This window comes from Haloarcula sp. JP-Z28, assembly GCF_011440255.1.
Taxonomy (GTDB): Archaea; Halobacteriota; Halobacteria; order Halobacteriales; family Haloarculaceae; genus Haloarcula; species Haloarcula marismortui.
In genome coordinates, this window is record NZ_JAAOHT010000059.1 from 1 (window position 1) to 25,824 (window position 25,824).

General features: G+C 56.1%; 28 protein-coding genes and 1 tRNA gene. 8 read left to right on the forward strand and 21 right to left on the reverse strand.

Annotated elements, in window-relative coordinates; genetic code table 11:
- From G9463_RS17670 to G9463_RS17685, 4 genes are all read right to left on the reverse strand, one after another.
- The coding region (locus tag G9463_RS17670) for a surface glycoprotein (protein ID WP_193569668.1) at nucleotides 1–392 on the reverse strand (392 nt) is incomplete at its 3' end.
- Nucleotides 393–826: 434 nt separating this feature from the next.
- Nucleotides 827–1,579: a VOC family protein gene (locus G9463_RS17675; protein ID WP_165897407.1), complete on the reverse strand. Its 753-nt coding sequence runs from the start codon at nucleotides 1,577–1,579 to the stop codon at nucleotides 827–829.
- Between the two features lie 72 nt (nucleotides 1,580–1,651).
- The gene (locus G9463_RS17680) at nucleotides 1,652–2,092 is read right to left on the reverse strand and encodes a TIGR04206 family protein (protein ID WP_127014730.1); all 441 of its coding nucleotides are present in this window, start codon (nucleotides 2,090–2,092) and stop codon (nucleotides 1,652–1,654) included.
- Between the two features lie 130 nt (nucleotides 2,093–2,222).
- Nucleotides 2,223–3,332 carry a GTP-binding protein gene (locus G9463_RS17685; protein WP_011223606.1) on the reverse strand — a complete coding sequence of 370 codons (1,110 nt, stop codon included), beginning with the start codon at nucleotides 3,330–3,332 and terminating at the stop codon, nucleotides 2,223–2,225.
- A gap of 158 nt (nucleotides 3,333–3,490) precedes the next feature.
- Between G9463_RS17685 and G9463_RS17690 the strand changes: the two genes are divergently transcribed.
- The 5 genes from G9463_RS17690 to rpl12p all read left to right on the forward strand — a co-directional run bounded on the left by G9463_RS17690 (nucleotide 3,491) and on the right by rpl12p (nucleotide 6,611).
- On the forward strand, nucleotides 3,491–3,691 hold the full coding sequence (locus G9463_RS17690) for a hypothetical protein (protein WP_004957035.1): 201 nt from the start codon (nucleotides 3,491–3,493) through the stop codon (nucleotides 3,689–3,691).
- 135 nt (nucleotides 3,692–3,826) lie between these two features.
- Entirely contained in the window at nucleotides 3,827–4,315 is a 489-nt protein-coding gene (locus tag G9463_RS17695) for a 50S ribosomal protein L11 (protein WP_004957037.1), read from the forward strand.
- 244 nt (nucleotides 4,316–4,559) lie between these two features.
- Entirely contained in the window at nucleotides 4,560–5,198 is a 639-nt protein-coding gene (locus tag G9463_RS17700) for a 50S ribosomal protein L1 (protein ID WP_004957040.1), read from the forward strand.
- Between the two features lies 1 nt (nucleotide 5,199).
- Entirely contained in the window at nucleotides 5,200–6,246 is a 1,047-nt protein-coding gene (locus G9463_RS17705; protein WP_165897408.1) for a 50S ribosomal protein L10, read from the forward strand.
- Nucleotides 6,247–6,263: 17 nt separating this feature from the next.
- Nucleotides 6,264–6,611 (forward strand): 50S ribosomal protein P1, encoded by a 348-nt coding sequence (rpl12p, locus tag G9463_RS17710; protein ID WP_165897409.1) that lies wholly within the window; start codon nucleotides 6,264–6,266, stop codon nucleotides 6,609–6,611.
- Between the two features lie 150 nt (nucleotides 6,612–6,761).
- On the opposite strand, the gene G9463_RS17715 is transcribed toward rpl12p, so the two are convergent.
- Together G9463_RS17715 and G9463_RS17720 are read right to left on the reverse strand one after the other, a co-directional pair.
- Nucleotides 6,762–10,535, reverse strand: a complete 3,774-nt coding sequence (locus tag G9463_RS17715) for a hypothetical protein (protein WP_165897410.1) — start codon at nucleotides 10,533–10,535, stop codon at nucleotides 6,762–6,764.
- A 381-nt stretch (nucleotides 10,536–10,916) separates the two neighbouring features.
- Complete coding sequence (locus G9463_RS17720) at nucleotides 10,917–11,945, reverse strand: site-specific integrase (RefSeq protein ID WP_165897411.1); 1,029 nt, start codon at nucleotides 11,943–11,945, stop codon at nucleotides 10,917–10,919.
- A gap of 824 nt (nucleotides 11,946–12,769) precedes the next feature.
- Between G9463_RS17720 and G9463_RS24080 the strand changes: the two genes are divergently transcribed.
- On the forward strand, nucleotides 12,770–12,898 hold the full coding sequence (locus G9463_RS24080; RefSeq protein WP_225308098.1) for a phage repressor protein: 129 nt from the start codon (nucleotides 12,770–12,772) through the stop codon (nucleotides 12,896–12,898).
- 13 nt (nucleotides 12,899–12,911) lie between these two features.
- Nucleotides 12,912–13,205 (forward strand): hypothetical protein, encoded by a 294-nt coding sequence (locus tag G9463_RS17730; RefSeq protein ID WP_151145836.1) that lies wholly within the window; start codon nucleotides 12,912–12,914, stop codon nucleotides 13,203–13,205.
- A gap of 92 nt (nucleotides 13,206–13,297) precedes the next feature.
- On the opposite strand, the gene G9463_RS17735 is transcribed toward G9463_RS17730, so the two are convergent.
- The 15 genes from G9463_RS17735 to G9463_RS17805 form a co-directional block, all read right to left on the reverse strand.
- Nucleotides 13,298–14,734: a deoxyguanosinetriphosphate triphosphohydrolase family protein gene (locus G9463_RS17735; RefSeq protein WP_165897412.1), complete on the reverse strand. Its 1,437-nt coding sequence runs from the start codon at nucleotides 14,732–14,734 to the stop codon at nucleotides 13,298–13,300.
- Nucleotides 14,735–15,235: 501 nt separating this feature from the next.
- Nucleotides 15,236–16,225 carry a hypothetical protein gene (locus tag G9463_RS17740; RefSeq protein WP_165897413.1) on the reverse strand — a complete coding sequence of 330 codons (990 nt, stop codon included), beginning with the start codon at nucleotides 16,223–16,225 and terminating at the stop codon, nucleotides 15,236–15,238.
- A complete protein-coding gene (locus G9463_RS17745) occupies nucleotides 16,218–16,514 on the reverse strand; it encodes a hypothetical protein (protein ID WP_165897414.1) in 297 nt (98 codons plus the stop codon). Before G9463_RS17745 ends, G9463_RS17740 begins: the two co-directional genes overlap by 8 nt.
- On the reverse strand, nucleotides 16,507–17,340 hold the full coding sequence (locus G9463_RS17750; protein WP_165897415.1) for a hypothetical protein: 834 nt from the start codon (nucleotides 17,338–17,340) through the stop codon (nucleotides 16,507–16,509). The genes G9463_RS17745 and G9463_RS17750 overlap by 8 nt, the downstream gene beginning before the upstream one ends.
- Nucleotides 17,337–17,891 carry a hypothetical protein gene (locus tag G9463_RS17755; protein WP_165897416.1) on the reverse strand — a complete coding sequence of 185 codons (555 nt, stop codon included), beginning with the start codon at nucleotides 17,889–17,891 and terminating at the stop codon, nucleotides 17,337–17,339. The genes G9463_RS17750 and G9463_RS17755 overlap by 4 nt, the downstream gene beginning before the upstream one ends.
- A gap of 19 nt (nucleotides 17,892–17,910) precedes the next feature.
- Nucleotides 17,911–18,072: a hypothetical protein gene (locus tag G9463_RS17760; protein ID WP_165897417.1), complete on the reverse strand. Its 162-nt coding sequence runs from the start codon at nucleotides 18,070–18,072 to the stop codon at nucleotides 17,911–17,913.
- A complete protein-coding gene (locus G9463_RS17765; protein WP_165897418.1) occupies nucleotides 18,072–19,913 on the reverse strand; it encodes a hypothetical protein in 1,842 nt (613 codons plus the stop codon). The genes G9463_RS17760 and G9463_RS17765 overlap by 1 nt, the downstream gene beginning before the upstream one ends.
- Before the next feature lie 39 nt (nucleotides 19,914–19,952).
- A complete protein-coding gene (locus G9463_RS17770) occupies nucleotides 19,953–20,351 on the reverse strand; it encodes a hypothetical protein (protein WP_127014747.1) in 399 nt (132 codons plus the stop codon).
- Entirely contained in the window at nucleotides 20,348–20,719 is a 372-nt protein-coding gene (locus G9463_RS17775; RefSeq protein ID WP_165897419.1) for a hypothetical protein, read from the reverse strand. The genes G9463_RS17770 and G9463_RS17775 overlap by 4 nt, the downstream gene beginning before the upstream one ends.
- Nucleotides 20,720–20,797: 78 nt before the next feature.
- Nucleotides 20,798–21,451 carry a hypothetical protein gene (locus G9463_RS17780; RefSeq protein WP_165897420.1) on the reverse strand — a complete coding sequence of 218 codons (654 nt, stop codon included), beginning with the start codon at nucleotides 21,449–21,451 and terminating at the stop codon, nucleotides 20,798–20,800.
- A 689-nt stretch (nucleotides 21,452–22,140) separates the two neighbouring features.
- Nucleotides 22,141–23,979 carry a hypothetical protein gene (locus tag G9463_RS17785; RefSeq protein ID WP_165897421.1) on the reverse strand — a complete coding sequence of 613 codons (1,839 nt, stop codon included), beginning with the start codon at nucleotides 23,977–23,979 and terminating at the stop codon, nucleotides 22,141–22,143.
- Nucleotides 23,976–24,341 carry a hypothetical protein gene (locus G9463_RS17790; RefSeq protein WP_165897422.1) on the reverse strand — a complete coding sequence of 122 codons (366 nt, stop codon included), beginning with the start codon at nucleotides 24,339–24,341 and terminating at the stop codon, nucleotides 23,976–23,978. Before G9463_RS17790 ends, G9463_RS17785 begins: the two co-directional genes overlap by 4 nt.
- On the reverse strand, nucleotides 24,338–24,496 hold the full coding sequence (locus G9463_RS17795) for a hypothetical protein (RefSeq protein ID WP_165897423.1): 159 nt from the start codon (nucleotides 24,494–24,496) through the stop codon (nucleotides 24,338–24,340). Before G9463_RS17795 ends, G9463_RS17790 begins: the two co-directional genes overlap by 4 nt.
- Nucleotides 24,493–24,636 (reverse strand): hypothetical protein, encoded by a 144-nt coding sequence (locus tag G9463_RS17800; protein WP_165897424.1) that lies wholly within the window; start codon nucleotides 24,634–24,636, stop codon nucleotides 24,493–24,495. Before G9463_RS17800 ends, G9463_RS17795 begins: the two co-directional genes overlap by 4 nt.
- Before the next feature lie 194 nt (nucleotides 24,637–24,830).
- Nucleotides 24,831–24,902 (reverse strand) — tRNA-Ala (locus G9463_RS17805).
- 210 nt (nucleotides 24,903–25,112) lie between these two features.
- On the opposite strand from G9463_RS17805, the gene G9463_RS17810 reads away from it, so the two are divergent.
- Nucleotides 25,113–25,718 (forward strand): hypothetical protein, encoded by a 606-nt coding sequence (locus G9463_RS17810; RefSeq protein WP_165897425.1) that lies wholly within the window; start codon nucleotides 25,113–25,115, stop codon nucleotides 25,716–25,718.
- The last annotated feature ends 106 nt before the right edge of the window (nucleotides 25,719–25,824 follow it).

The following is a 25,824-nucleotide window of genomic DNA, read 5'->3' on the forward strand; positions in this document are numbered from 1 at the left end:
GAAGCTGTGACACCGTTGAGTCTGACATCGACCTCAGCATCAGGCGTAATGTCTTTTTCGAGGAGGAGCTCAATCTGTTGACCGTTTTGGTTGATATTGCTCCCACTCTGGCTGGTATCAACATACTCGCCTGGGTTCTCTACACCGTCAATCACGACCTGGACGTCACCGTCACTGGTCCCGTTGTCGAGTGTAAGAGAGGTACTGATTGTACTGTTCGTTACCACTTCGATTGTAGGTCCGGTATCAGCATTATACTCCGTTGCCTGCTGGATCTCCACGTTTGCGGCGGCGGCTGCGCCACCGGAGAACGCGATGGTCCCGGCGAATACCGAGAAGACCATCAGCGCCGTGAGGAACAGGCTGCGAATCTTATCTGAATTTCCTGTCATAGTTTGTATTGTGTTGCTATCGGGCGACCCCAGCAGTTTTCCACGTGGTCGGAACGCAACCAGCATGATTGCGTGTAGACCGGACCGGTGTACTCACTTCTGGCGCCATGGGTAGGGGTACGGTCTATACGAAAAGTGTATGCTGTAAATGTTTTGTGGTTAGGATATCTGACTGTCATGACTGGTCAAGGATCGAAACGCCGTCCGTGGCGATCAGATGTGGGAGAAGCGGTGTGGATTCAAAGCTATAACCCCGGCATTCGTGCGTCTGACGGGCGGAATGTACATCGTGGAGCTGGGTTCATTGGCCAGAGATACCAGACCCTTTCGAGTGCCAACTGCTCACTCAGGAACTAGTCCGCAGAAGAACCGTCACCTGACAGCTACTGCATGAGAATAGAGGAGGATTGAACGGTCACTTCCGGCCAGTGCCGTCAGTTCGTCACAATTTCGATTTCGCGGCCGTCGGGGTCTTTGGTGAACGCATAGCGGTCGTCACAGCTCTCAGGGTCACGGTAGTCCTCAGCGTGGCGCCCCATCAGCGTCTCCCACGCGCTGTGGAGGTCATCAGTCTGGACTGCGAGATGCCCCCACGCGTCGCCGAGTTCGTAGGACCGGCCGTCGTAGTTGTAGGTGAGTTCGACCGACATCGCCTCGTCGGGAGCATCTTCGGGCTTGAGGAAGTACAGGGCGAAGTCGTCGAACTCTTCGCGGCGGAACAGGTCGTAGTCGAGCTTCCGGACGTACCAGCCGATAGCCTGGTCGGCGTCTTCGACACGGATCATTGTGTGGTCGAGGGACCACTTCGCGCCGTGGTCTCGCTCGACGATCTCGATTTCGTGGCCATCAGGGTCTGTGACGAAGGCATAGGAGCCACCACAGGAGTCCGGGTCGCGGTAGTCCGCAACGCCAGCGTCCATCAGGTCGTCGTAGGCGTCGTACACGTCATCACAGCGGACGGCGATATGTCCCCACGCGTCGCCCATCGTATACGAGCGCCCGTCGTGGTTGTACGTGAGTTCGAGCAGTGCACCCTCGTCGTGGACATCCTCCGGACCAAGGAAGACATTCGTGAACGTGTCGGCTTCCCAGCGTCCCTTCTCCTCGTAATCGAAATACGTCTGGTACCAGTCCAGTGAGGCGTCCAGATCCTCGACGCGCATCATCGTATGATCGAGTGACCACATACACGGTATGTGGTTCGAGCGAGCGAAAAGGCTACCGCCAGAGGCGGTTCCGTCCGGATTCGATACCACAGGTCACCGCGTCGCCGTGTCCGCTCGGATAGCCGGGAGGTAGTACCACCAGACCACGATAAGCAGGACAAGGGAGCCGACCGGGACAGCCACGTAGTTGAGCCGCCTGTTGAACCCCAGAAACACCGGAAACTGCGTCAGACCCGCACCTGCGAGTGCGAGGGCGGTCACCCGAACATCCTCACGCCAGACGACACCGGCAACGGCGCTGGCTAGAGCAAAGGCATACAGCAGGACGCCCGAACCCCACGATTCGATAAACTGCGGGAGTGCGCTGGTAAAGCGGATGAAGTAGCTGTAGACCGAGAGCAACTCCGGCGGGTTCGTGTTGAACAGGCCAAACGAGAAGACGAGCGTCAGTTCCTTTCCAATTAGCACCACTGTCCAGGGGACGAGGCCGGCAACAACGACGGCGATAAGACGGCGTCTGGGACCGCGGTCCATAGTTGGTAGCAGGGTTCCACACCAATGAACGCATCTACTCCGCTATGTGGTACGGTCCTCCACAGGATTGTTCTTCCGTGGGACCTTTTTTCAGTTGTTCGCGTGCACGCGGGAACCGACGCGCGACAACCTAGCGGTTAGCGACGATTCGCAGGATATCCTCGTCCGCGAGTTCGTGGTCGCGCCCGACCTGCTGTTCGTCGTGCTTGGCGCTCGGGCCGGTTACACGAGCAAAGCGGAAGCGCTCGTCGAAGCTGCCGCCGAGTTTCTCGCAGGCGTCGTCAACGGTGTCGCCTTCACGGAGTATTAGCGGTTCCTCGCGGTCAACACCGCGGCCCGGCTTGTCCATGTAAATCCGGATCAGGCCGAGTTCCTCCCAGATGCGTTCGGTGAGGCTATCCAGTCCTTTCTCTTCCTCGGCGCTGATGAAGATCGCTTCCTCTGGGTCAATGTCTCGCTCTTGGAGTTCGTCTTCGACTTTCGGAAGATAGTCGGGCTCGATAAGGTCGGCTTTGTTGACGGCGACGAGGGACGGCAGGTAGACACGGTTGTCCATCACGCCGTCGATGAGCTGGTCGATATCGAGCTGCTCGCCGATGGTTACGTCGGCGTTGACGTACCCGTGTTCGCGCAGGACAGCTTTGACCGTCTCGTCGTCGAGTTCGACGCCGGTAGCCGTGTTAACCGAAATCCCGTCTTTACCCTTCTTGCGGACGTTGACCCATGGTGGATCCTGATCGAGGCGGATTTTGTTCTTGTACAATTCTTCTCGGAGGCGGTCGTATTGGTCAATCTCGAAGACGGAGATGAGGAAGACGATGAGGTCAGCGGTCCGGACGACGGACAGCACTTCTTTCCCACCACCGCGGCCGCCAGCAGCCCCTTCGATAAGTCCGGGAACATCGAGAATCTGGATGTTCGCACCCTTGTGCTTGAGCATTCCCGGGTAGACATCAAGTGTGGTAAACTCGTAGGCACCCGTTTCGGACTCGGCGTTTGTGAGTGCGTTCAGCAGCGTCGACTTCCCAACGCTGGGGAACCCGACGAGCGCGACGGTCGCATCGCCGTGTTTCTCAACGCCGTAGCCACCGCCGCCGCCCGAGGAAGCCTGCTGTTCGAGCTTCTCCTTTTTCTCCGCGAGCTTGGACTTCAGCCGACCGATATGGGCCTCTGTAGACTTGTTGTAGGGAGTGCTGGCGATTTCGTCTTCGAGTTCCTGAATCTCCTCTTCGAGCCCCATTAGATGTATGTCGGCCCCTCACACCGAATAAGGCTTTCCTCCCTCGCCGACGCGACCCCAGCGGCATACGTCATGGGGCCGTCCTGCCGTTCAGAATGGTCAAACGACCCTCATGTAATTCGACACACCTATAGGCTGCCCTCCGTCATATGTCGATAATGGGAGCGGCGAGTCGGTTTCGCGACAGCACGCAGATACTGCTGCCAGTCGGTGCGCTCGACGGCATTCGCGAGGAACTGGAACAGCGGTTCACTGTGAGCGTTCATCAGGAAGGCGAACAGATCCGGATAATTGGCTCCCCGGTCGAAATCAAAGACGCGAGCGATTTCCTCGCTCGGAACGGCGTGACGTTCGCCTGAGCTGACAAGTCCTCCGTTTGTTGTCGCGCTGGCGTTCTGATGATGAGTCAACGGTGAGTGTTCGTGCGTGTGGGAGCCTCACGCAGTTATCCGTGAAACGCAATCCTTTAAACTGCCGCGAGGATTCCACTATGTATGGCTGGAACTATCGAAGTCCTCGTTCCCGGTGGGGAGGCCAACCCTGGCCCGCCACTCGGTCCGGAACTCGGCCCGACACCGGTGGACGTGCAGGCAGTCGTACAGGAGATCAACGACCAGACGGCAGCGTTCGACGGCACCGAAGTCCCCGTCACCGTCGAGTATGACGACGACGGTTCTTTCGAGATCGAAGTCGGTGTCCCGCCGACGGCCGAACTCATCAAGGACGAGGCTGGCTTCGAAACCGGCAGCGGCGAGCCCCAGGAAGACTTCGTCGCTGACCTCTCCGTCGACCAGGTCAAACAGATCGCCGAGCAGAAGCACCCCGACCTGCTCTCCTACGACCTCACGAACGCCGCAAAAGAAGTCGTTGGGACGTGCACCTCTCTCGGTGTCACTATTGAAGGCGAGAACCCACGCGAGTTCAAGGAGCGCATCGACGCAGGCGAGTACGACGACGTGTTTGCGGCCGAAGCCCAAGCGTAAGTCGGACTGGCGTTGCTGTGCGACTGGCGTGTGTTTTTCCTTGCTTTCGACGCTGCTGAGCCACTGCACAGTCGATGGTACCCCCGTTAACGACTGGCCCCTGCGAACCGGAAACACGCCCGTCAGCGGTCCTTGTGCTGGTTCGACGGGTTTAAGTGTCGCATTGGCGTCTACCCGCACGAGACAGGCATCCGCCTGTTTCACTGACCCGTAGAAGCCGATTGGCGTACTACGGAGGTGAACAATGGCAGATCAGGAAATAGAGAACGCAGTCTCGCGCGCACTCGAGGACGCACCTGAGCGGAATTTCCGCGAAACGGTCGACCTCGCTGTGAACCTGCGCGACTTAGATCTTAACGACCCGTCGAACCGCGTCGACGAGTCCGTCGTGCTTCCTGCTGGCACCGGTCAGGAGACCACTATTGTGGTCTTCGCCGAGGGCGAAACCGCCCTTCGTGCCGAGGAAGTCGCAGACGACGTACTCGACGAGGATGAACTCGAGGAACTCGGTGGCGACGACGACGCCGCCAAGGACCTTGCCGATGACACTGACTTCTTCATTGCGGAGAAGGGACTGATGCAGGACATCGGTCGCTACCTCGGGACCGTCCTCGGTCCGCGTGGGAAGATGCCGGAACCGCTCGACCCCGACGACGACGTCGTCGAGGTCATCGAACGCATGAAAAACACCGTGCAGCTCCGCAGCGGGGAACGGCGAACGTTCCACACGCGGGTCGGCGCGGAGGACATGTCCGCCGAGAATATCGCGGACAACATCGACGTTATCCTCCGCCGTCTGCACGCGGACCTCGAGAAGGGCCCGCTCAACATCGACACTGTCTACGTGAAGACGACGATGGGGCCTGCGATGGAGGTTGCCTGATATGAGCGCCGAATCCGAACGCAAGACCGAAACAATTCCCGAGTGGAAGCAGGAAGAGGTCGACGCCATCGCAGAGATGATCGAGTCCTACGAGAGCGTCGGCGTCGTCAACATCGCCGGGATTCCCTCCCGGCAACTGCAGGACATGCGACGTGACCTGCACGGGACCGCCGAACTTCGCGTTTCCCGGAACACGCTGCTTGAGCGTGCACTCGACGATGTCGATGACGGACTCGAAGACCTCAACGGCTACATCACCGGGCAGGTTGGACTCATCGGGACCGACGATAACCCGTTCTCGCTGTTTCAGGAACTCGAGGCCTCCAAGACGCCCGCACCCATCGGTGCCGGTGAGGTGGCCCCGAACGATATCGTGATTCCGGAAGGCGACACGGGCGTCGACCCCGGTCCGTTCGTTGGCGAACTCCAGAGCGTGGGTGCCGACGCACGCATTCAGGAAGGCTCCATTCAGGTCCTTTCTGACTCGACGGTACTCGATACTGGCGAGGAAGTCTCTCAGGAACTTTCGAACGTGCTGAACGAACTCGGTATCGAACCGAAGGAGGTCGGTCTCGACCTTCGCGCCGTCTTCGCCGACGGTGTGCTGTTCGAACCTGAGGAACTGGAACTCGACATCGACGAGTACCAGAGCGACATTCAGGCGGCTGCCGGCCGAGCGTTCAATCTCTCGGTCAACGCCGACTACCCGACCGCGACGACGGCCCCGACGATGCTCCAGTCCGCTCGTGGCAACGCCAAGAGCCTCGCGCTCCAGGCGGCCATCGAGGACCCCGAGGTCGTGCCTGACCTCGTGAGCAAGGCTGACGCACAGGTCCGTGCGCTCGCCTCGCAGATTGACGACGAAGAGGCACTCCCAGAGGAGCTTCAGGGCGTCGAGGCCGACGTGGCGACAGAGGAACCGACTGACGACCAAGACGAGGACACCGCATCCGAGGACGACGCGGACGCCGACGACGCGGCCGAGGAGGCCGACGACGATGACGACGATGACGAGGACGCCGGCGACGCGCTCGGAGCGATGTTCTAACAACACAGACTACAACAATGGAATACGTATACGCTGCACTCATCCTGAACGAAGCTGACGAAGAGATCAACGAAGATAACCTCACCGACGTGCTCGACGCCGCGGGCGTCGACGTCGAGGAGTCCCGTGTCAAGGCCCTTGTCGCCGCCCTCGAAGACGTCGACATCGAGGAGGCCGTCGACCAGGCCGCTGCGGCACCGGTGCCGGCAAGCGGTGGCGCGGCCGAACCCGCCGAGGGTGACGCTGACGAGGCCGACGAGGCCGACGAGGAAGCCGAAGAAGAGGCTGCCGACGACGGCGGCGACGACGATGACGACGAAGACGACGAGGCAAGCGGTGAAGGCCTCGGCGAACTCTTCGGCTAAACTCGGTTCAACACAGCTCAGTTTTTCTTTGTGTGCGCTCAACTGGTGAGAGGCATCGCTACCGCTCGAATCCTGGAAACCGCCGTATTGCTTGCCTTCGAAGTATCGTCCGACGAACAAGTGACTGCAGAAGGATGTCGACGCGGCTGTTTAGCTACCGAGTGTCACCGTGTCTGAGTCGACCGTAACCGGTGAGTCGTTCCCGGTCGCCCCCGTTTCGTCGACGTTCTTGAGATATATCTCACCCGTCGCGGTGTCGGCCACGGTGCCGCTCGCCGTTTCGTCGTACACGGTCACCTCATAGGTGTAGTAGCCGGGGTCGAGATCGACGTCGTAGCCCGCCCAGGCCGGGAACGGATCGGTATTGGTCAGGTCGCCGGTCCCAGCAGTGACCATCTCGGAGCCGGCGAAGACGGTCGACCCGTCGCTTTTGTTTTTGATTGTGAGGTTCACTTCCCGTTCGTCACCTACGGTCCCGTTATTGCGGACCTCCACGGTCATCCGCTGTGCGCCGCCGCGACGTTCGATTAGTTCTGAGGTGTTGTAGGTCTCCGCGCCGATGTTCACCGACTGCGTGTCGTTGACGACAACGTTCGACTCCCCCACGAAGAACGACAGTTCCGGGGATGTTGAGTTCGACGTTTCGATATAGTAGGTGTAGTTGCCGCGACTGGTCGGCATATCGAGCGTGAACTGCCGCGTTTCACCGGGCAATAGTATCGTCGACATAGCTTCTGAGTCGATGGTAGTGAACGACGGACTCGGGTTATCGTTGTTTTTCGCTCGAAGAACAATCGTATCCGTCCCGGCTTGGCCGCCGACATTAGTGACATTAACAGTCGCCGTTGCCGTGTCGTCGCTGTCAGTGACGCTTTCGCCTCGAACTGAATCAATCTGCATGAACGGCTCTGGCGTGTCACCGACACGCACGTTCCCGCCTGCCTTCTGTTGCGTACCGGGGATAGATACCGTGTACGGATAGCTTTCTCCAGATGGTTTTGAACTGGTCGGAAGGGCGAACGTGACGGTTTCGGTCTCACCGGGTTCAATTGTCGTCGAGTTCGTCCCGACACTGTTGCCATCGAGGCTGCTCTCTAGGATAACTTCACCGCTCTTTCCGCCGACATTTATTACCTCGGCCCTCAGCGTCGCGTCGGTTGTCCCATCAACCCTGCTTGGGGCGTCGGTGTCGATGAGCTTGTATTCCGGGCCCGTTTGTACGTCTTTCTCGATTGCATTGACTGTGAACAGGACAACGGCATCGTTATAATCCGGGTCGCCGTCATTCGACGCGTTAGCTGGGTCTGCGTCCTCCTGTGAGAGTTCATAGAGGAGTGCGCGTTCCCCGTCGCCCAGTTGGAGATACCCCGTGTCGTTCACGCGGCTTCCGAGCGTATCCTGAATGTCTCGCTGGTACCACTGTGCTTGCTCGAACGCTGGAAGCTCGTCGCCGTCGTTCAGGATGACGAGGTTCTGCTGGTTCTGTGTCTGGCTGACAGTGGTCGTGTCGTATGCATCCCAGTCACTACAGTACTTCGTGTCATAACCAGCCAGCTCAATCGAAGGAGAGGTGTAGGAATACCTGTCACAGCCGTAGGACTTTGCAAAGACTGAGATCTCCGTTCCGGGTTCGAACGAATCGGAGTAGTAGTACGGGTTCTCGTGTTCGTCAGAGATGAGGCGCTGCTCCGCGTGCGGACCATTGATGTCGCCGTTCTTGTACCCTCGCCAGAGTCCGATCGACTGTGGGTCGGACCCGTTGTCGACATATAGTGACATCTGCACGGGTGCATGGTAGATGTAGTTCCAGCGATTTGAGAAGCCTTCTAGGTCCGCACCCTTCAGCGCAACCGAAGCATTGACCGACTGCTGTATCGTGATCGTCGAGCCGTTCCCTTCGAGCAGCGAGTCCGGCTCGACGGTCAGCGTCGACTGTCGCGACCGGTTCGCCGTCGAGAAGGTTACCGAGTAATCTCCGGGCTCGGCGGGCGCCGTAACAGCCCGATTGAGCGTGACGCTCTCCCCGGGGTTGAGCGGTTCGTCCTCCGCAATGTGGGTCGTTCCGTTGTACTCGACGCGCAGTGTTTGCTTTCCTTCGGTTCCGCCGGTGTTCGCGACGGCGAACTTGATATTCGTCTGGTTGTTCGGTGCGACGGGGTTCTGTACGTCTACAGCGGTTATCTCGTACAACGGCGGCGACGATGAACCGACGACGAAGGACCCTGACCCGGTATCGTCCGGTGTCTTGACGACATAGGTGTACTGCTGTGGTGACCCGACTGTTAGTGGGCTACTGGTCACTGAAGCAGTCCCCGACTCAGTGCCTCGGCGAGTCCCGTTGAGGGTGAGCGTCGTGGTCTTCGACGCAACAATGCTGCCAGACGCGTTCTCGATACGGACCTCGACATCGGTGGATTTCCGAATGTCACCAGTGTTTTCGACCGTTGTGTCAACGGTCGCCGTATCCCCACTTTGCAATCCACCCGGCGGCGAAACGGACGCTATTTCGAACACACCTGCATCACCGACGATGAAGTAGTGTCCGTCGTCGTTGTGTTGTGAGTATGTATCATCCTCTGTTTCGACTTCCAGGTCGTACGTGCCGTTCTCCGATGTCGGCATTGACCGCCCGAAGTCGATTGTTCGGCTCTGTCCAGGGCCGACCAGCACGCTTCGTGTCGCGTTTTTCGACCCGTTGACGCGGAAGACGACCTCCTGATCTGCCGTCATTTGCCCAGTGTTCGTGACTGTGACCTCAGCCGCTGGGACCTGATTCAGCCGCGCCGTTGCCGGAATCGAATTGCTGGTGACATCCAGTGACGGCGTTCCGTGGACGGACGTATACTTGATGACTTTGTAGTCTTCATCCTGCTTTGACTCCACAGTGAAGTTGTGTGGCGTCGCCGACGAGACGCTCACCGACCGACTCACAGTGGTCGATTCCCCGCCGATGAGCGTTATTGTCTTCTCCACCTCGCTTGGTGACCCCGACTGGTTGTGCTTCAGCGTGATATCTTGCGTATCTTCTAAGCCCCCGGTGTTACGGACCGTCGCCGTCACGACCGCTTTCCCGGGGTCTGACGGGTCCGGCTTGACCGTGACACCCTCGACTTTGAACTTCGGGTTCGTCACGTCGCCGAGTGCAAAGCGTATGTGAACGCTCTCTCCCGGCTTGACAGACGCCGGGGTCACCTCAACGTACTGATCATCGTAGGTGCTCCGTGCCCAATCTGCCCAGGCGCGGGCATAGCTACTGTTTTCGATAGTCAACGTCGCGTTGGCGACCTGCGACGGGGAACACTCATAACTGGGCGATGAAAACGAGCCGGTTCGTGCGTCCTCGTAGGACACATCGGTGAACAGAGCCATCTGTAGTGCCGCTTCGTGAGACCGTCTGGCCGTCGCGTTCGACCGAATTGCAACCGAATTTCCTCCGATCTGCTGTCCGGAGATATTTGCGAATGAGACCGACAGCGCCCCTTGGTCGTAGTTCACTGCTGGGGGCGACGACATCGTCGCGCCCGACTCGGTCATCCGCCACACACCCCCTCCCTGATAGCCGACCTGTTGGCCGTTCTCTTGATACCGAATCGTCTGTAACGAACGGTTCCCGGTCGAACAGGCCGAGCGGCCGTTCAACGTCAGATTGTATGTCGCATCGTCTGTAACAGTGATATCAGATCGAACCCGGTCTGGTATCTCGACTGACTCATTGGTATCTGACCGCTGGAAGCTCTGATCAACCGACAGCAGCACCTCCTCAGCGAGCTCAACATTCGCGTCGTCGTTGATATCTCCGATCGTCTGTTGCCCCACTTGAACGATCAGTATCGCGCCGATGATGACAGCACTTGCCAACAACACCACACCCAGAACGTGTGATACACCCCGGTCTCCAGCCCCCCAGCTGCCCCACTCGAACATATTCAATTACATACCAACTATTGCACATAAGTGTACTGTTTCACACTATCTCGACAAAACAGCGACATAAGTTGGCGACGTTGAGCTATAGGTACTCAGTTATGAAACACTATTACACTCAGTGGCCGTAGTTGATATCCCGCATTCTATTTGGTATGTGAGGCGCTGGTGACCTCATAATAAAAACTGAATCCGGAATTATATAACCAAGCCAGAACTGACACAGTACGGAATGTCCACTCCAGACGGGAAAACCAGAGCTATTAGTTGGATCCACGCACCCATCTACGACGGTAAAATTCGGATGGACTCGCCGGGTTGTTAGCCTATTCGAGGATGCGCGTATCCCAGATTCATCCGCTGGGGTGTACTGGTGCTGAATCATGCGTCGTCGATGAACTCCCGTCGGACCTCCATCTTCTCGCGCTCGCTGCGCTGGTCGTAGTGCTGGTCAAGAACGTCGTTCGAGACGTTCATCCGATCCGAGACGACCTCTTCGGGCGTACCGTCTCGAAGGTGCTTCGTGATCGAGCCGCGGCGGATACCGTGCGGAGATCGGGACGACGGGCAACCGCTGGCAGTGTCCCGAGTCATGTACTCACAGCTCTCCGGGTTCTCTCCGTGTGGACACTCGCCGACCATACAGGGCCGAGTCCACTGATAGACAGTACTCCGGATAGGTGTCTCACTCAAACGGCCCCGGTCGCTGGTGATGAGCGGTTCCCGACCGTATTCGTCGGTGACCGAATCTCGGTGATTCTCGATGTACTCCTGAATCACTTCGGCGTAGAAGTCACCGACAGCTATCGACCGCTCGGCAGCTCGTCCGTTCTTCAGTGGAGTTCCTGTTTCCGGCCGGTGGCGCAGTTGTAGGTACTGCCCATCAGCGTCGAAGTCGTCCAGGTCGAGCGAGCGGAGGCTCCCGAGTCGAATACCAGTGTGCCAGAGGATTCCGAATATGACGTGTTCGCGGGAGGCGTACTGGTAGCGATTCAGGTGGTCGAGGATGGCTTCGGCGTGTTCGGTGTCGAGTTTCTCATCTTTTGAGGCTTCCTCCGGATCGACCTCTGGCAGCAACACCCGTTCACGCATTCCTTGTTCGACCGCGTCGATGCTGGCACAGAATTCGAGGAACTTCCGTAGCGTAGCGAGGATGCCCCGAAGGGTTACCTTCGATACCTCACCGTATTCGCTTCCTTTGCCCTGCCGACGCCAGACTCGGAACTCGTGGAGATCGCGCCCAGTCAGCTCGTTCATGTTCTCGATTCCCTTCGACTGGGTCCACTCGATGAACGAATTGAGCCGGTACCGCTGGTTCGTGAGGGACTTTTCAGATAGCTCCGGCTCCCGGTGGTCGAGGTAGAGGTTTACCGCAGTTGCCGGACCTATCGGTTCGAGGTTGTCGCTCACACTTCCACCCCGTCAGGAAGTAGCTGGCAGGCTGCTTGGTGGGCCGAGAGGTTTTTTGGTCCGTTATCGAGAGGGTAGCCTTTCGAGTCACGTCCCATCTCTTCGAGTATCCGTGAAACCGAAGGGGCAATCCCGTCTTGGCGGAGTGCATATCGGGCCTGTTGTGCAGCTGCCAGTGCTGCGGCGGCATCGAGGGAGTCGTCCGTAGTCCGACGTGGGACTTCGGATAGACCGAGCATCCGGCCACAGTGGGGGCAAGAGTGGCGACGCTGGTGGGAAGTCGCGTCAGCGTATGAATCGTACCGCTTTGAGAAGTTGCAGTCAGGACATCGGACGCGGTACTCCATACGCGGGCGAACAGCGGATTTTTCAGCGGGCGAGTCGACTACTTTCGTGCGGGGAGTACTCCCCGTATCGGTTCCGTACGACATTGGTTTGCCGGGCGGAGCCACCTTCTGGGCCGTGTCACACCACGGCCCGGTTCTCGACGACCGAGAGCCATCAGTGACCCGCAGATACACAAGAACGTGCTGACAACATAAATGTAACGACGTGGTTAGTAAGTTGCAAAGATACTTTATAGGGCCTATAAAATGTATTAGGTATCCACACGAGGATGTGCTAATAGAATGCGTCTATCTGGCTCGTGGCAGAGCGTATGGGATGATAGAATCTTGGAATGGATGTCCGAGAACGAGGGGTCAGGCACACCCAAACAACTCAACGAAAGTGGCCTCATCAGAGTTTCTCAAACGCATATCGCACGTCGATGTAAGGAGTTAGCCGAACACGGTTTACTCCGACACGTTGGGAACGGAGCTTACGTGATTACTGAGGAAGGAGAAGCGTACCTCGATGAAGAATACGACGCCGAAGAAGGCGTCTACATCGACGGAGAAAACAGCATTTCAGAGCCATCGCCGACGGCTGAATCAGAGACGAACGGCGTGTAAGTAGTCCTCCACCATGACGATACGAAAGACCGCCCGCTGGCAGCAGTGTATCGACGATCGAATACTGGAACACCTTCGTGACGATTCGTGGTCGACCGCGAGTCAGATTGCACTTCAAGATGGGATTCATGCCACCGAGGCACAGGTCCAAGAACGATGTCGTGTTCTGGCCGATGCCGATTTGGTGGCATTTCTGACGGAAGATCAGGACCTCGTTGAGTTGACTACCGAAGGCGAACAATATCTCGAAGGCGAGGTCGATGTAGAGCTGTACCCACGCCCGCGCCATCCCCGACTCATGGAGTGAATCCGGGGGAAGTATTTGCCAACTGAATAAATTGAATGAATTGTCTATCGATCTAGAAGTTACGAGATCATAGTGTAATGAAAGTTCTAAATTTAGTCAAGTATATTACTCACTAAGGATTGGGGAGTATCACCTCTAAGTCGACGATGCAATGCAACCGTTTGACGTTCTGTCAGTGATGCTATTAAATCTGCAACAAATCTGGCTCGTGGTACATCACGACTCTCGTATCTATCTAATCTTTCCCTGAATGGAGAAGGTATTGCGCTTTTAGGTTGTATGTCGGGGTTTGCCTGTTGATAGAAATCTTCAAAAAGTTCTCGAACTACACGACACTGGCCCAGTTGTTGTTGCATAAGATCAGAGTTTGTGATGACATAGAATTTTGTCAGATGTTTTAATATCTCAATCTGTTCGTCGGCAGAATCCGACATCTTAAGATCATATATTTCCCCACCTTTGTGCTCTAACTGAACATGCGGTTCTCCCTCAAGATCTTTATCTTCTAAATAGCGACCAACAAGCATAGACACAAATTTATTCAATGCAATGCGATCCTTATCTGTTCCCGAAAAGCGAGTATATAGATTTGAGTCAAATCCTTTTGAATCAGTTAAACTCCGGAAAAACTCCTCTACACTAATCTCCAGTTCAGCTAAGTCAAACTCAAAAGAGTCTTCTCTAGATAAGAAGTCTTCAAATTGGCTGAGTTCTTCTCGTGAAGCAATTTGGTACTTGTTATCGTCAGTAACTTCAAGGAAAATCCTATTTAGCGGGATAAGTCCTGCACGATAGAAATCAGACATATCATGTAATGCATATGTAAGATCATCTGAAAAGTCCATGATTTTTGCTTCAAGAGTCTTTTCTCCATCTAGCACGCTCGGGAGCGGCTTACGAGCAAATTTGAATGCTTGCTTATCATCCGGATAGTACCCCCATTTAGAGTCATTATCTTGCCTATTCCATGGATATTTGAGTGTAGCATTTAATGTTGCACGGGTTAATTCCAATCCCGAATCAGATTTATGATTTGCGAGCCTTGTGATAATTCTAAATGACTGAGCATTACCCTCGAATCCAATAGTTCGTCCACAGTTCTCTGTTTTTTCGATTAGTAAATCATCTAAGAGTTCCTCAATAGCATGACCAAAAGGGGGGTGCCCAATATCATGAGCATGAGATGCCGCCTGTACCACGAAGGGATCCATCGACAAGTATAGTGGATGATCCACATCTGAACGTGGCTGACCACAACGACCAGGGTCTAGGCCCTCCCGTTGCATAAGCACTCTTGTGAGTGCATCTCCAACTTGAGCCACCTTCAACGAATGTGTAAGGCGGTCGTGATATAACGGCGCTTCATCTGAACGGGCAACTTGTGTGACATTCTTAAGACGCCGGAATTCCCGTGTATATCGTAACCTATCTCGATCTTGTCTACTATAAGAACGATAGTCCGGGTTTTTTGGCGGGGTTTGTTTTTGATGTCGCTCTTTTCGCTCGTCAAATGAAATTGGAGACGGCATTAATCGTCAAGAGCTACAATTCAGATTCCCAGTCTGCGTCTAATTTTGTAAGAATCCGGTATCGAAAATCTGCTGATGAGCCAAGCTCATACTTTTCGTCAATCAGATTTAAAACTTCTCGGGCTTCCCCTCGAGAAACTTCCAATTCCTCGGCAATCTCCGAGACTTTTGCGCCTTTGTCGCGATTTAGCAATTCAAGCGCCTCTTTTGGAGGCTCACTCGGTTTTGATGCAACTTGCTCCATTTTTTGCTCTGTGATAATCTGGTGGGGGCACTATCTAATAGCTTGGCATGGGTATCAAATTTGGAAACGAATCCATATTTTTAAGTGAGGGCTCTATTTTGTGAATCAATATGCTCGCTCGGCCCCCCATGTGAGGGGGGCGCTTCGCGTCGCCGTTCGCTTGTGGCGTTGGTGTAATCAGTAGATACACCGTGGCCGGACCCCTGAGAGCGGTGGGTCGGCGGGTGGGTGGGCGACGGGGTTGTGTAGATCTTCGGCTACGTGGTTGGGCCGAGTTCTTCCAGACGGTCGCCGAAGTGGTCCCAGTCGTCGAAGCCGTGCCACACGTCAGGGTCAAGATTCCACTTCCAAGAGGCAACGTCGTCCGGGTCGTAGCTGTGAAGTGTCGGTTCGAGATCGGTCAGATCCGCATCGAAAAGAGGAGAGTCGGGCCGGTCTGCGTCACCGTCCCAGTTGGTGTAGAACTCGACAACATCCGGGGCTGATTTCCAGAACGCCAGATTGGTCAGTCGCTTACATTCTGGGACGACGTCTTTTCCGGTGTGTCCGACCGCACCGACGACCTCGACGCCGAGTTTGCTCATAGCTTTCAGCGCGGGAGCGTACTGGGTACTCACTTCGCGGCTGTAGACACGAGCATCCATATACCGGCTGGCTTCGTCAAGGACGAACGTCTTCGGAACCTCGCGGTTCTCGACGAGGAGCGTCATCAGCTCGTGCATCGAGGAGACGTAGCGGTCAGCACCTTCCCAGGTCTTGGAGTTCGATATGACCAGCACGTCGTCCCAGACAGCACGAGCCATATCCGAGGCGAGCAGGAACATCGTGTTCGTCTTGCCAGTGTTGGGTCGGCCCGCAGCAAGAACCGTCGTCAGTGTCCCGTCGGCGTCGAGCCGATCCATCAGGCGAGCGGTCACCGTCAGCGACGACGCGTCGAGTTCCTGTTCGGTGATTCCGACAAGGTAGGAAGCGAGCGACCCGTTACCGTTCTCGATGGCGCGGGTAGCCGCTTCGGTGTGGTACTTGGACTGTAGAACGTCAGAGAGTGCGGTCTGCCCGAACGACCGGGAACCGCTCACCTCAGCACCTCGGTCGAAGAGCGAAGAAACGAACGACAGGGTCGCCCGATCTGCATCATCAGCCACGACACCGGTATGTTCGTGCAGTGACTCACCGCCCTCGATGTTTCCAGCAACGACTTCGTTTATTTTGGCCGCCGTCAGCAGTCGTTCGTCGGAGTCAGTCATCGGCTGGCACCTCAGCAGAGTCGGCATTGTCTTCTACGAGCTGATCCCGGAACGCGTAGGCGAAGCCGATCAGCGGTAGCGCCACCGACAGCACAGGGAGATGATCAGGAACAGGACGGTACGCAGCTTGGTATGCCTGTTCACCGGCGCGATACGTCACGTCAACTGGTACATCGAGTGCCTGCGGCGGAACTGCCCATAGGCCAGCCCAGTAGCCAGCGATGAACGTCACAGTAGCAGTCACCACGACGATACTCTTCTCACGATGGGTTAGGTTGAGTTCAATCATCAGCTGAAGCACCTCCGTCGCCAGCACCGGCGAGATCAGCGAGATCTTGGTCAAGATCGACACGGACACCCGGAACATCAGACTCCGGAGACTCGTCGTCCTCGGTATGTCGAATCTTCCGGTCAAGTCCGAACTGCTCGATGGCCGAATCTATCTCGTCAGTGAGTGCGTCACCTTCGTCGGGCAGTGTCCCGCGCTCGAACGTCGACACGATACGGAGAACCGCCTTTCGGGTGGCGTTGCGGATGATCGTGAACGCCTGGGCTTCGATGGCGAAGCCGCGCTTGGCGTCGGCTTCGAGCTGGCCGCGACACTCTTCGACGGCCTGGAGCGTTCGCATCAGCTCCCGGTCGGAGAGCGTGCCGCGCCAGCAGCCGTCGACGGTCTGGGCTTCGAGATCGACGTTCTTGCCAAAGGCGAGATTGGGACTCACCCAGTCGAGTTGGCCGTCGTCGACGGACCACTCGCGGAACCGTTGCCCAGGAGTTCGGAAGATACCGCCTTTCGTGTGGCGGGCGTCGATATCGACGAGCCAGACGTAATTCGGATCCCACAGCAGCGACCGGACCTTCTTTCCAGTGGGTCGTCCGACCAGGGGAATCGTCACGAGCGCACAGAGTCCGATCAGGCGCAGGCTTCGGGGGAGTTCGTAGCCGAGTATCGACGCAATGACGAACATAACGATACCGACACCCGACGCGATCAGCAGCAAGTTCTCCGTGAGCCATCGGAACAGTCGATAGGTCCGGCTGTGATCCGGGCTGGGGTCAGCGTTGTGCGCCATCTCGTCGCGGTCGAGATCGGGATTGCTCTCGTCGTCGGTCATGCCAGTCGCTCACCTCGTTGAGCCGAACCAATCTTCGCAGAGACGGCTTCGTACAGGACAGCGATTACGACGCCGAGCGCACTCCCGAGGGCGGCGTTGCGAACGTCCTCACCACTCCACGGGCCGGTGATGATGAAAGAATTGGGCTTGCGGAGATAGTGGAACCGCTGTTGTTCGATGGATTGCTCAGTCCAGAGTGTCACGCCACCGCTGGATGGCACTCGAACAGTCGTGGTCGTATCCGCATCGACGACAGCAGCACGGAAAGAGAGGCTGCCCGCTTCCGAGCCATCATCGACCTGCGGGGCGACACTAACGACCTTGTACTCGTCCGACCAGAAGTCAATCACCATCTGGCCGTCCTCGTAGCGATAGTCTGTGACCACCACGTTCTCGTCAACGACGAGTTCGACATCACTGGGTGCGCCGTCCGGTGCGGAGACATTCGTCGAGGTTGCCGTCTGATTCGTGTTTTCCTGCGCTGCCGCTGGTGCAGCGAGAGCGATACAGCTGACGATCAGTATGAGGAGTATGGGCGTACGTGGGTTCATGGTCGAAAATCCGAGTTTGTCACCAGAACAAGTCAAGCGACGGTTCTGGGAGCCAGGACGACACCAGATCAATGGCTGGCCCGATCACGTCGACCGCCCCCGAGAGTTGCAGCGCGACGAGTGCGACCAAGACGAGCCACACGTCACGGGGAACGAGCTTGAGGGCCAGCCAGTAGACCATCAGTTGTTACCTCCCGTTCGCCGCTGGCTCACGGCGTAGAGTGCGCCAACGCCGAGCAGTACAAGCACGAATGAGGAGGATGAACCACCGAGTAGGCCACCGCCAGCCGAGGCACGAAGGTTCTGCTCACGTGCCTCGATCTCCGCTCGGCGCTTCGCCAAGTCATCGTACTGCTGTTTGAGTTCGGTTACGTTCGTGGTCTTGTACGTCGTTTTCTCGATTGTGACGTTCTGGACGGTCTCACCGTTCGTTGTGGTGATTTTGTCCACCGTGAAGTTACTCTGTAGCTCCACGATTCGGTCACTGGTGACGACATACTGCGTGCCGCCGATCTGGTTGGGGTTGTAGGTCGTCCCGTTCTCGAACTGCCCGCTGGCAGGGTTCTCTTGGGAGAATAGGACGCCCTCGTACTGCGTGCCGTCCCCGGTGGTGATGTTGAAGCTCCCGATCTGGTCGAAGTTCTCCGGGGAGTTCTGCCCCATCAGAGTCAACTGTGCGGCAGTCCAGCCTTGGAAGTCCTCACCCGCGGACTGCTGGGACGCCAGCACGTAGGGGTCGACGAGGTCGCTATTGTTGATTTCGCCCTGCTGATAGGCTGAGTAGGTGTTTTCTGCCAGCGTGTCCATGTCGTTTTGAACCTGCGTGTTCTGCGTCTGGATTTCCGACCATTGGGACTTGTACCGCGTGAAATCAATGTATTGGATGCTATTGTAGTTACTGTCTGGAGCCTTCACCTGAATCCCAGTGTAATCATAGAACCACCCATTTCCGCCGCCGAGATTCACAGGTCCAGAGTTGATGTAAACATCCCCGGACACGATTCCCCCGGTGTTTGAAACGGCGTCATCAACTTCCACAGTTAGGCCAGTAGAGGTCGCAGTAGTGCCGTTAACAAGCGAAACAGTTTTCGACTGTTGCCAGCTACCGACGCGCCGAACATCCCAGTTGACGCTTTCGTATCCGTCTGCGCCGGTAAACGTCTGTGTAGTGTCGATATAGCGGCTGTTAATGCCAGATTCGGAGGATACGACTCCGCTGAGGTATTTCCCCTCTGCGAGTTGCGTATTCCATTGAGCCAGCAAATTCCGCTGCTTCGTGGCGTAGTAGTCCGCTACTGCCGACTTAGCCGAACTCTTGGCCGCCGCCTTACTACTGCCGTTGTTCAGGGCCTTGATATAGGCGTTCTTGCCGATAATCCGGGCCTGAGCCTTTGTATCCGACAAGTAGTTATCAAGCGTGGTCTGGTAGCTGTCTGCCTGTGCCTTGCTGTTCTGAGCGGACTGGTAGATATCTATTTTCGTCTGTGCGGCGTCCGTACCAGTAGTATTGACGGCTGTACTGCCCGGTAGCGGAGTCCTGTCGAGTTGGACGACCGAGGGCATAACGGACTCTCCGATACTCTCACTCAGGTCGTAGGTGAACCCGGAGTCCCCGCCCGTGTCACCGAGGAATTTGCCGTCATCGCCCGGCTTCCATGCGTTGACGACGCCGCCCTTCGACATGGACACCGGGCCGTCCGCGCCTTCGACGCGGATGGTGAACGACTCATACGCACCTGCGTTTCGGAAGTGTGCGCTGTTGTGTGAGCCGCTGACAGTCTTTTTCAGAATTGCCGTGTTGTTGCCCGCGGGCGATTCGTCGGTAATCACGGTGATGGTCGTTTCTGACGACACATCGAATAAGTCAATCTTGACCTTGTGTGGGCCTGTCTCGAAGGTTTTCGTCACTGGCCCGGAGTCCGTGGCCGTCTCCGTCGACTGTGCCAGCGCGGGGCCGACACCAGTAACGACAGTCGACAGGACGAGCAGGCCGGCCAGCAAGATCGAGCGTGCGCGACTCATCGGGGTTCACCTCCGAAAGAATAGCGTCGTGTCATCGGTTTACTGAACAGCGACTCCCCAGGAGACGACCGTAGCGAGGAATGCCAGCTGCATCCCGAGCGGGTCGCCCAGGGAAGTGAGGAAGTCGTTCACCGCTGGCAGGTACTCGTTACCGAGAATGACAGCGGGACCCAGTGCAATGGCGATCTTCTCCCAGTCCTCGTAGTACTCGAACTGCTTTGTCTCGGAGCTGGCAAACGCCGCAGCGAAGGCCCCCAGCGAGATCAGCAGCGAGTGCTGTGTCGTCAGCGTGTACGACAGCCACGGGAGTTCAACCGTGGTAATCCCGCCGAACTGGTAGAGGCTGGCCGCGACGAACGCCACCGACAGCATGGCGGGCAGACTACGGATGTTCATGTAGTCGCTCACCATGTCGCTCGCGCGATTCTGGTAGCTCATTCAGGCCCTCCAGCAGGGAGTTCCCGGACCTTCCAGATGTCGTACTCCTGTTCCTCGCCGTCCTCGTTCGTGAACGTACTGGTCTGTTCGGTGTGCTTGATGCCGACTACGTCGCCCTCGCCGAGTTCGTTGTCGTCGAGCGCGTTGTCGATCTGGCTGTTCGACCACATGGCGACCACGTCGCCGATGCCACGGGCCAGCTCGATGACGGTCGTATCGTACTTGCCGCAGTTGGGCGTGAGTTCTCGAATCTCACCGACGACCGATTCGCCGGGTTCGAGGTCTATCCACTCCGAATCGTAGTCGTCAGAGGTGCTGTTGTCAACCGGTTCGAGATCGTCGAAGGATGGCGTTTCCTGAGTTGCCATACAGGAGAAAATTCGCGGGTTGGAACTAGAAGGGGTCGCTCGCCTCGGTGAAAGTGGAAATATCGGTCTGATGGACTTCTAAAAGGTAATTATAGGACCGGGCCCAGCGATTGATCGAATCAATATCAATAGAATAGTGGTTGTGAATGAGGCATACAGAATTTCTTTAAATCGCTCAAGTGGCGAAACTGATTCTAAATCACTAATTCGGATATATGGAAAAACCCAATCTCTGAATCGGATGGAGAGATATACTGAAAGGGATACTGAAACAATGATCACATCAGAAATGGTCGGGTAGTAGTGAATTAGATTGCCTGGAGTGACGCTAACGATTGTATAGCCGACGAATAAGGCTGAAAAGATCGACAACGCGGTAGCAACTTCACTAGTAATGCGAGTACGTAATTCGCTGAAATAGGTAGAACGTTCATCAAAATAGTCTGATACTCTAGTATCGACTTTATTTATCCACATTGAGTTACCGTTACAATATATTTGATGACTTTCATGGGGGCTTGCGCCTCCTGAGAGGATTACTGTTCCTTCATCTCCAGAAACTTCAATAGAATAACCAACACAGAAGGAGTCGATATTTTCTTTTGGCAGTTGATTTACTGAATGCCTTGAGATCTCGGTTACAGAATCCAAATTTAAACAAACATTCGTCGTTGGCTGAGTTGTGAGCGAAATCAGAATTCCCTCTAATTCCTCTAATTCACTAAAGGTCAAGTGGGCTGCTGGAAGTTTTGATTTCAATACAGTTACTTAATTGTTCCCGTGATATTAAAAATCAAGGTTCAAATCCCCAAATAAGAGACAATATCCATGAGAGTGTCACTCCGATTGTGATACTGGTTATAACCGTTGTACTTACCATCTATTAGCAGAATTGTATCGCTATGAATCTAGATGATTATGCCCTTTCTGGAGAAACTGTAAAATGCCATACGGGTGTTAGAGCAGTTGATTCAACGGCAGAGAAAGGGACCTTAGGATGCACAAATAAGCGGATAGTATTCGTAAGTGGAAACCGTGTTAATGATATCTCACTTGATGGTGTGACCTCTATAGAATATCGACCACCATCATATTTGAACTGGGCTACTGTCTTTGGAGGACTTATACTACTATCTTCGGTTCTTTTCTTTTCGATTTTACCATTGGGAGGAATTCAAGGAGCAATAAGTATAGTTGGAGTACTGATTGGTATCTTACTTGTTGTGGTTGGTCTAATTATAGCTCAAGCAACAGTACAGATTCGCACGGCGAATAAGACACATACATTCCGAAGTCGTGACTCAGGTACACTTCAGGAATTTCCTACAGCAGTACGCAAAGTTAGATAATACTGGTTACTTGGTTCAACCGACTCAATAGTATAGTACAGGTCGAATGGAAATACGAACTCAGCAGATCATCTAAGACCACACACTCATTATTTGAGGGTCCTTTTGCCGGTCAATATCTGGTAGACTGTCGGAGACCGAAATGTTATTTTGGATACATTCAAAATTTTGAGAGTTAGCAGACATCTCGCTATTTGGGAGATCCCAATAAGCATATGCACCGATGTAGTCGACAATACTTCGGAATGTAGCCTCTTCGGGGAGTGTTGACCGTATTTGTGGCTGTTCAAGATCAGAAATAGCTCGCTCTACGGCGGCGTCAAGATCGTCGAGGTCGTCCCATTGCCGACGCGCGAGGGCGTCACGTATCTCGTTCCCACTCGCGGCTCGCACAGAGTCGAGTGAACACCAACGCACGGCCTCACGTACATCCGGGTCTTGCAGGTGATCATTCGGGTCGATTCCCTCAGTAATTGACTGCGAACAGGACCAGAATCGCCGGTTCGTCGCCCAGTATAGCGCTAACTTCCAAGTCGCTGCTTTGTCCGCATACGTCTCTCGCTCGTCGTCGCCCTGCTCGAAGGACTCTGTCGCATCGAGTAGCGAGCCGAACGTCGCGCTCAGGTACTTTCCGAGATATGCACCAGCGGTTGATTCCTTTTCATGGCCGTCGTCGCCGAACTCGATCAGCTCGTGTGACCTGGTACGGTCACGTACCCAGTCTTCGCCGTGGTCGTGGTCGCCGAAGCGATACCAGTCAACGAAACCCTCGTCACTTTGGAACTCCGGCTTCAGGTCGCCGAGGTCATCACGGTATGTCAGCGGGTACACGTCGACGATCTCGCCTTGACCATAGTCGGCCCACTTCGCTGCTACTTCTGGTTTGTCGCAGAGCCACGGCATGCCGTCTTCTTCACGGGTTGGTACGTCGAAGAACAGGACGTGCAGGTGCGGATAACCCTTCTCCGTGAACTCCAGGGCCTTGATGTAGTCCGGTCGGTCACGCGGTCGCCCGGTCACCTTGCTATCGAGATCGTGTCGCCAGCCAGGAACAGCAGAACGTCGGGTATTGTTTTTCGTCGACGGGTCGGAATCGAAGTACGACAGTAGCCGATTGAAATTCTCGTTGATAGAGTCGATTCCATCGAGCAACGAGTCTTGGCGCTTCGGGTCAGTTGTCAGTGTGACCAGTACAGCGTTATCGGCGTTCTCGTAGCCGTATTCGAGCGCATCGTTAAACCGAGCGAACTGTTTAGAAACACGGCCCTGGTCGTTGAATCGGGTCTTGTAGTCCTTCGTCATCCGCTTGGTAGTCTCGCCACCACGACGGTCGACAAAGTGGACATCGAACAGGAGCTTGTAGTCTTTGATGCGATTGAGGTAGGATGTAAAACCGTCCTTCAGCAGCTCCCGGAGGTCATCGTCTACAGAATCGACCTTAGCGAGGTAGTTTCGGAGAAACTCTCTGTCGTACTTGATGCCCTCTTCGTTGGCTGTTTGAGTAATGCCTTCTGTAATCAAGTCAAGAAGGCGGAGGGTCGGGGTCACCATCAGAACCCCTGCAGACTCGGATTTCCGCACGTAGGGGTCTTCAGGGGCTACAAGGTCGTCGACAAAGCGGTATGCAAACTGGTAGTCAGGGTCGGAGCCTTCAACGCGCTCACAGGCTTCGGGCGCGACTCCTTTGACTGCGTACGAAACAACGTGTGACAGGGGTGTACCCTCCGGATGCGCCGCAATGAACTTCGCTACGCGTACGCGATCTTCGTCGCGCTCTGTGAGAGTTCCATCAAGCAGCTGGCCGTGACCGAGAAGGTCGCGCTCTTCTAGGAGGTCTGCTAAGACGGGAGTGTTACATCTATCGGCGAGGTCGAGACCGCCCAGGTGTCCCGGCGGCTCGACGACGCTCATTTGGGACCATCAGAACGGGCGTCCGTTCGTCGGCTGCCCAGTGTGTCGCTGTTGGGATTCCCCTCACCCTTCGGGTTCGGGGGGAACGCTCGGGCTTCCGGGTCGCCCCGCGTGGGGGCGCTTCCAGTTGGTCGAGCTGGTGCGGAGTGCGATTGGCGCTCGCCCTCCGGTCCGGGATGCTCACTCCGTTGCGCTTCCGGGCGTGCCAGCTCTCCCGCGCCCTCGCTTGTGGTGTCTGCCGAGGGGACACTGTAGCATTGCTTACAGCGATTGGCCTCCGCCGCTGGATGGTCGGCCCTGTTGATGCAGTTGTCCTGACAGAGTGGACAGCGGTACTGGACGTAGTTCGACCAGTCCGTCATCGAATCACCTGCCCTTCTTTCGAGACGGCGGTAACGCCGGGTTCGTTGAGGCGATCAAGAGCGACCGAGCAGCGAGCGCAGGGGGCAGGTTCGAGTTCCGACGCGCTGCCATCACACCATCGACAGCGCGGGCGGGCAGGGAGATCGTCGGTCACTGCTGACCACCGTCCTCGACGCCCTCGATAGCTCGACGAACATCGTCGTCGGTTGCCTCCAGAAGGCGAGACGCACGGACGAACTCATCACGAGCGAACGGCCAGTCGGCGGGTTGAGCGAGGTCGCGTTTAGGCGACACGCCGACCACCTCCGAGAAGTGTCAGAGAACCGTACTCCCTCGGAATAATCGCGTGACTGCAAGGGGTGCATCCGGATTCCCGGTGAACTCTCTTTCTCCGGGGAGGGTTCTCGAACCCCGATTGTGCCGAAAACAAGGAGAAACGACGCTCTCGCCGTGTTATTGATTGCCCGTTTACGACGGTAAGATTAGGATGGACTCGCCGGGATTTGAACCCGGGGCCTCTCCCATGCCAAGGGAGTGATCTACCCCTGATCTACGAGCCCTTGCGTGCATTGATTGCTTTCCGATGGGATTGCTTAAACCCATCGAAGCACAGGGACATAGAGAACCGGGCCCACGATCTTGTTTAGACCAGCATTGCATCGACCTTGCAGGGTGTGTAGAAATCCGGTAATTGGAGTTACAGTACGGCCACAATGGTTATAACGCCTGATACCATCCCTACAGTAATCTCAGTTTAGTGAATCAGGCTTATGAACCGTAGGAGAAATGAGACGCAGTCTACCAACCGGCGTGCCAGCCAGTCACTCTGGATCGAAGAGCACCGGCGTGGGCAGACGACACTGGACTTCGCCATCGGCATGAGCCTATTTCTAAGCGTCCTGATATTCATCTTCTTGTTCATTCCGGGGCTATTATCGCCGTTTTCTGCGGGGGTGCAGGAAGAGACGGTCACGACCGACAGAGTGGCCGATGGACTCACAATGGGGATGCTTGGGTCGCCACAACAGCCGTACGTTCTGGAGGAACACTGTACACAGGAGTTCTTCGCTGGGAACGCACCACCGTCAGAATGTGGCTACAACTCCGGTGGGAGTGCGGAGGAACGGGTCGGGCTCAACCCGGCTCGGGAGAACGTGAACGTCACAATCCGGGGGAACGCGACGGCAACAGCAGCCGCCGATGAAACGCTCTGCTGGGATGGAGGAAGCGAGGAACTCGTTAAAGCCGGGACCGGCTGTGGGACGATACTCACGACCGGTGGGAATCCACCGACAAACAACGACGCGTCGGTCACTGCGTTGCGGGTGGTCTCGCTGAACGGGCAGGATGTCACAGTTCGCGTGGTGATGTGGTAGTATGCGTGCACAGGCGCACACGCTCGAAGCGATTGTCAGCGGAATGCTGTTACTGGCAAGTCTGGTGTTCGCGCTACAGATGACAGCAGTGACGCCGCTGTCCGCG

Excerpts from the sequence above, each read along its gene's own strand:
- G9463_RS17675 (WP_165897407.1), bottom strand. The coding sequence starts at position 1,579 with ATGTGGTCACTCGATCATACGATGATGCGCGTCGAGGATCTGGACGCC.
- G9463_RS17680 (WP_127014730.1), bottom strand. The coding sequence starts at position 2,092 with ATGGACCGCGGTCCCAGACGCCGTCTTATCGCCGTCGTTGTTGCCGGC.
- G9463_RS17685 (WP_011223606.1), bottom strand. The coding sequence starts at position 3,332 with ATGGGGCTCGAAGAGGAGATTCAGGAACTCGAAGACGAAATCGCCAGC.
- G9463_RS17690 (WP_004957035.1), top strand. The coding sequence starts at position 3,491 with ATGGGAGCGGCGAGTCGGTTTCGCGACAGCACGCAGATACTGCTGCCA.
- G9463_RS17695 (WP_004957037.1), top strand. The coding sequence starts at position 3,827 with ATGGCTGGAACTATCGAAGTCCTCGTTCCCGGTGGGGAGGCCAACCCT.
- G9463_RS17700 (WP_004957040.1), top strand. The coding sequence starts at position 4,560 with ATGGCAGATCAGGAAATAGAGAACGCAGTCTCGCGCGCACTCGAGGAC.
- G9463_RS17705 (WP_165897408.1), top strand. The coding sequence starts at position 5,200 with ATGAGCGCCGAATCCGAACGCAAGACCGAAACAATTCCCGAGTGGAAG.
- rpl12p (WP_165897409.1), top strand. The coding sequence starts at position 6,264 with ATGGAATACGTATACGCTGCACTCATCCTGAACGAAGCTGACGAAGAG.
- G9463_RS17715 (WP_165897410.1), bottom strand. The coding sequence starts at position 10,535 with ATGTTCGAGTGGGGCAGCTGGGGGGCTGGAGACCGGGGTGTATCACAC.
- G9463_RS17730 (WP_151145836.1), top strand. The coding sequence starts at position 12,912 with ATGACGATACGAAAGACCGCCCGCTGGCAGCAGTGTATCGACGATCGA.
- G9463_RS17735 (WP_165897412.1), bottom strand. The coding sequence starts at position 14,734 with ATGCCGTCTCCAATTTCATTTGACGAGCGAAAAGAGCGACATCAAAAA.
- G9463_RS17740 (WP_165897413.1), bottom strand. The coding sequence starts at position 16,225 with ATGACTGACTCCGACGAACGACTGCTGACGGCGGCCAAAATAAACGAA.
- G9463_RS17745 (WP_165897414.1), bottom strand. The coding sequence starts at position 16,514 with ATGATTGAACTCAACCTAACCCATCGTGAGAAGAGTATCGTCGTGGTG.
- G9463_RS17750 (WP_165897415.1), bottom strand. The coding sequence starts at position 17,340 with ATGACCGACGACGAGAGCAATCCCGATCTCGACCGCGACGAGATGGCG.
- G9463_RS17755 (WP_165897416.1), bottom strand. The coding sequence starts at position 17,891 with ATGAACCCACGTACGCCCATACTCCTCATACTGATCGTCAGCTGTATC.
- G9463_RS17760 (WP_165897417.1), bottom strand. The coding sequence starts at position 18,072 with ATGGTCTACTGGCTGGCCCTCAAGCTCGTTCCCCGTGACGTGTGGCTC.
- G9463_RS17765 (WP_165897418.1), bottom strand. The coding sequence starts at position 19,913 with ATGAGTCGCGCACGCTCGATCTTGCTGGCCGGCCTGCTCGTCCTGTCG.
- G9463_RS17770 (WP_127014747.1), bottom strand. The coding sequence starts at position 20,351 with ATGAGCTACCAGAATCGCGCGAGCGACATGGTGAGCGACTACATGAAC.
- G9463_RS17775 (WP_165897419.1), bottom strand. The coding sequence starts at position 20,719 with ATGGCAACTCAGGAAACGCCATCCTTCGACGATCTCGAACCGGTTGAC.
- G9463_RS17785 (WP_165897421.1), bottom strand. The coding sequence starts at position 23,979 with ATGAGCGTCGTCGAGCCGCCGGGACACCTGGGCGGTCTCGACCTCGCC.
- G9463_RS17790 (WP_165897422.1), bottom strand. The coding sequence starts at position 24,341 with ATGACGGACTGGTCGAACTACGTCCAGTACCGCTGTCCACTCTGTCAG.
- G9463_RS17810 (WP_165897425.1), top strand. The coding sequence starts at position 25,113 with ATGAACCGTAGGAGAAATGAGACGCAGTCTACCAACCGGCGTGCCAGC.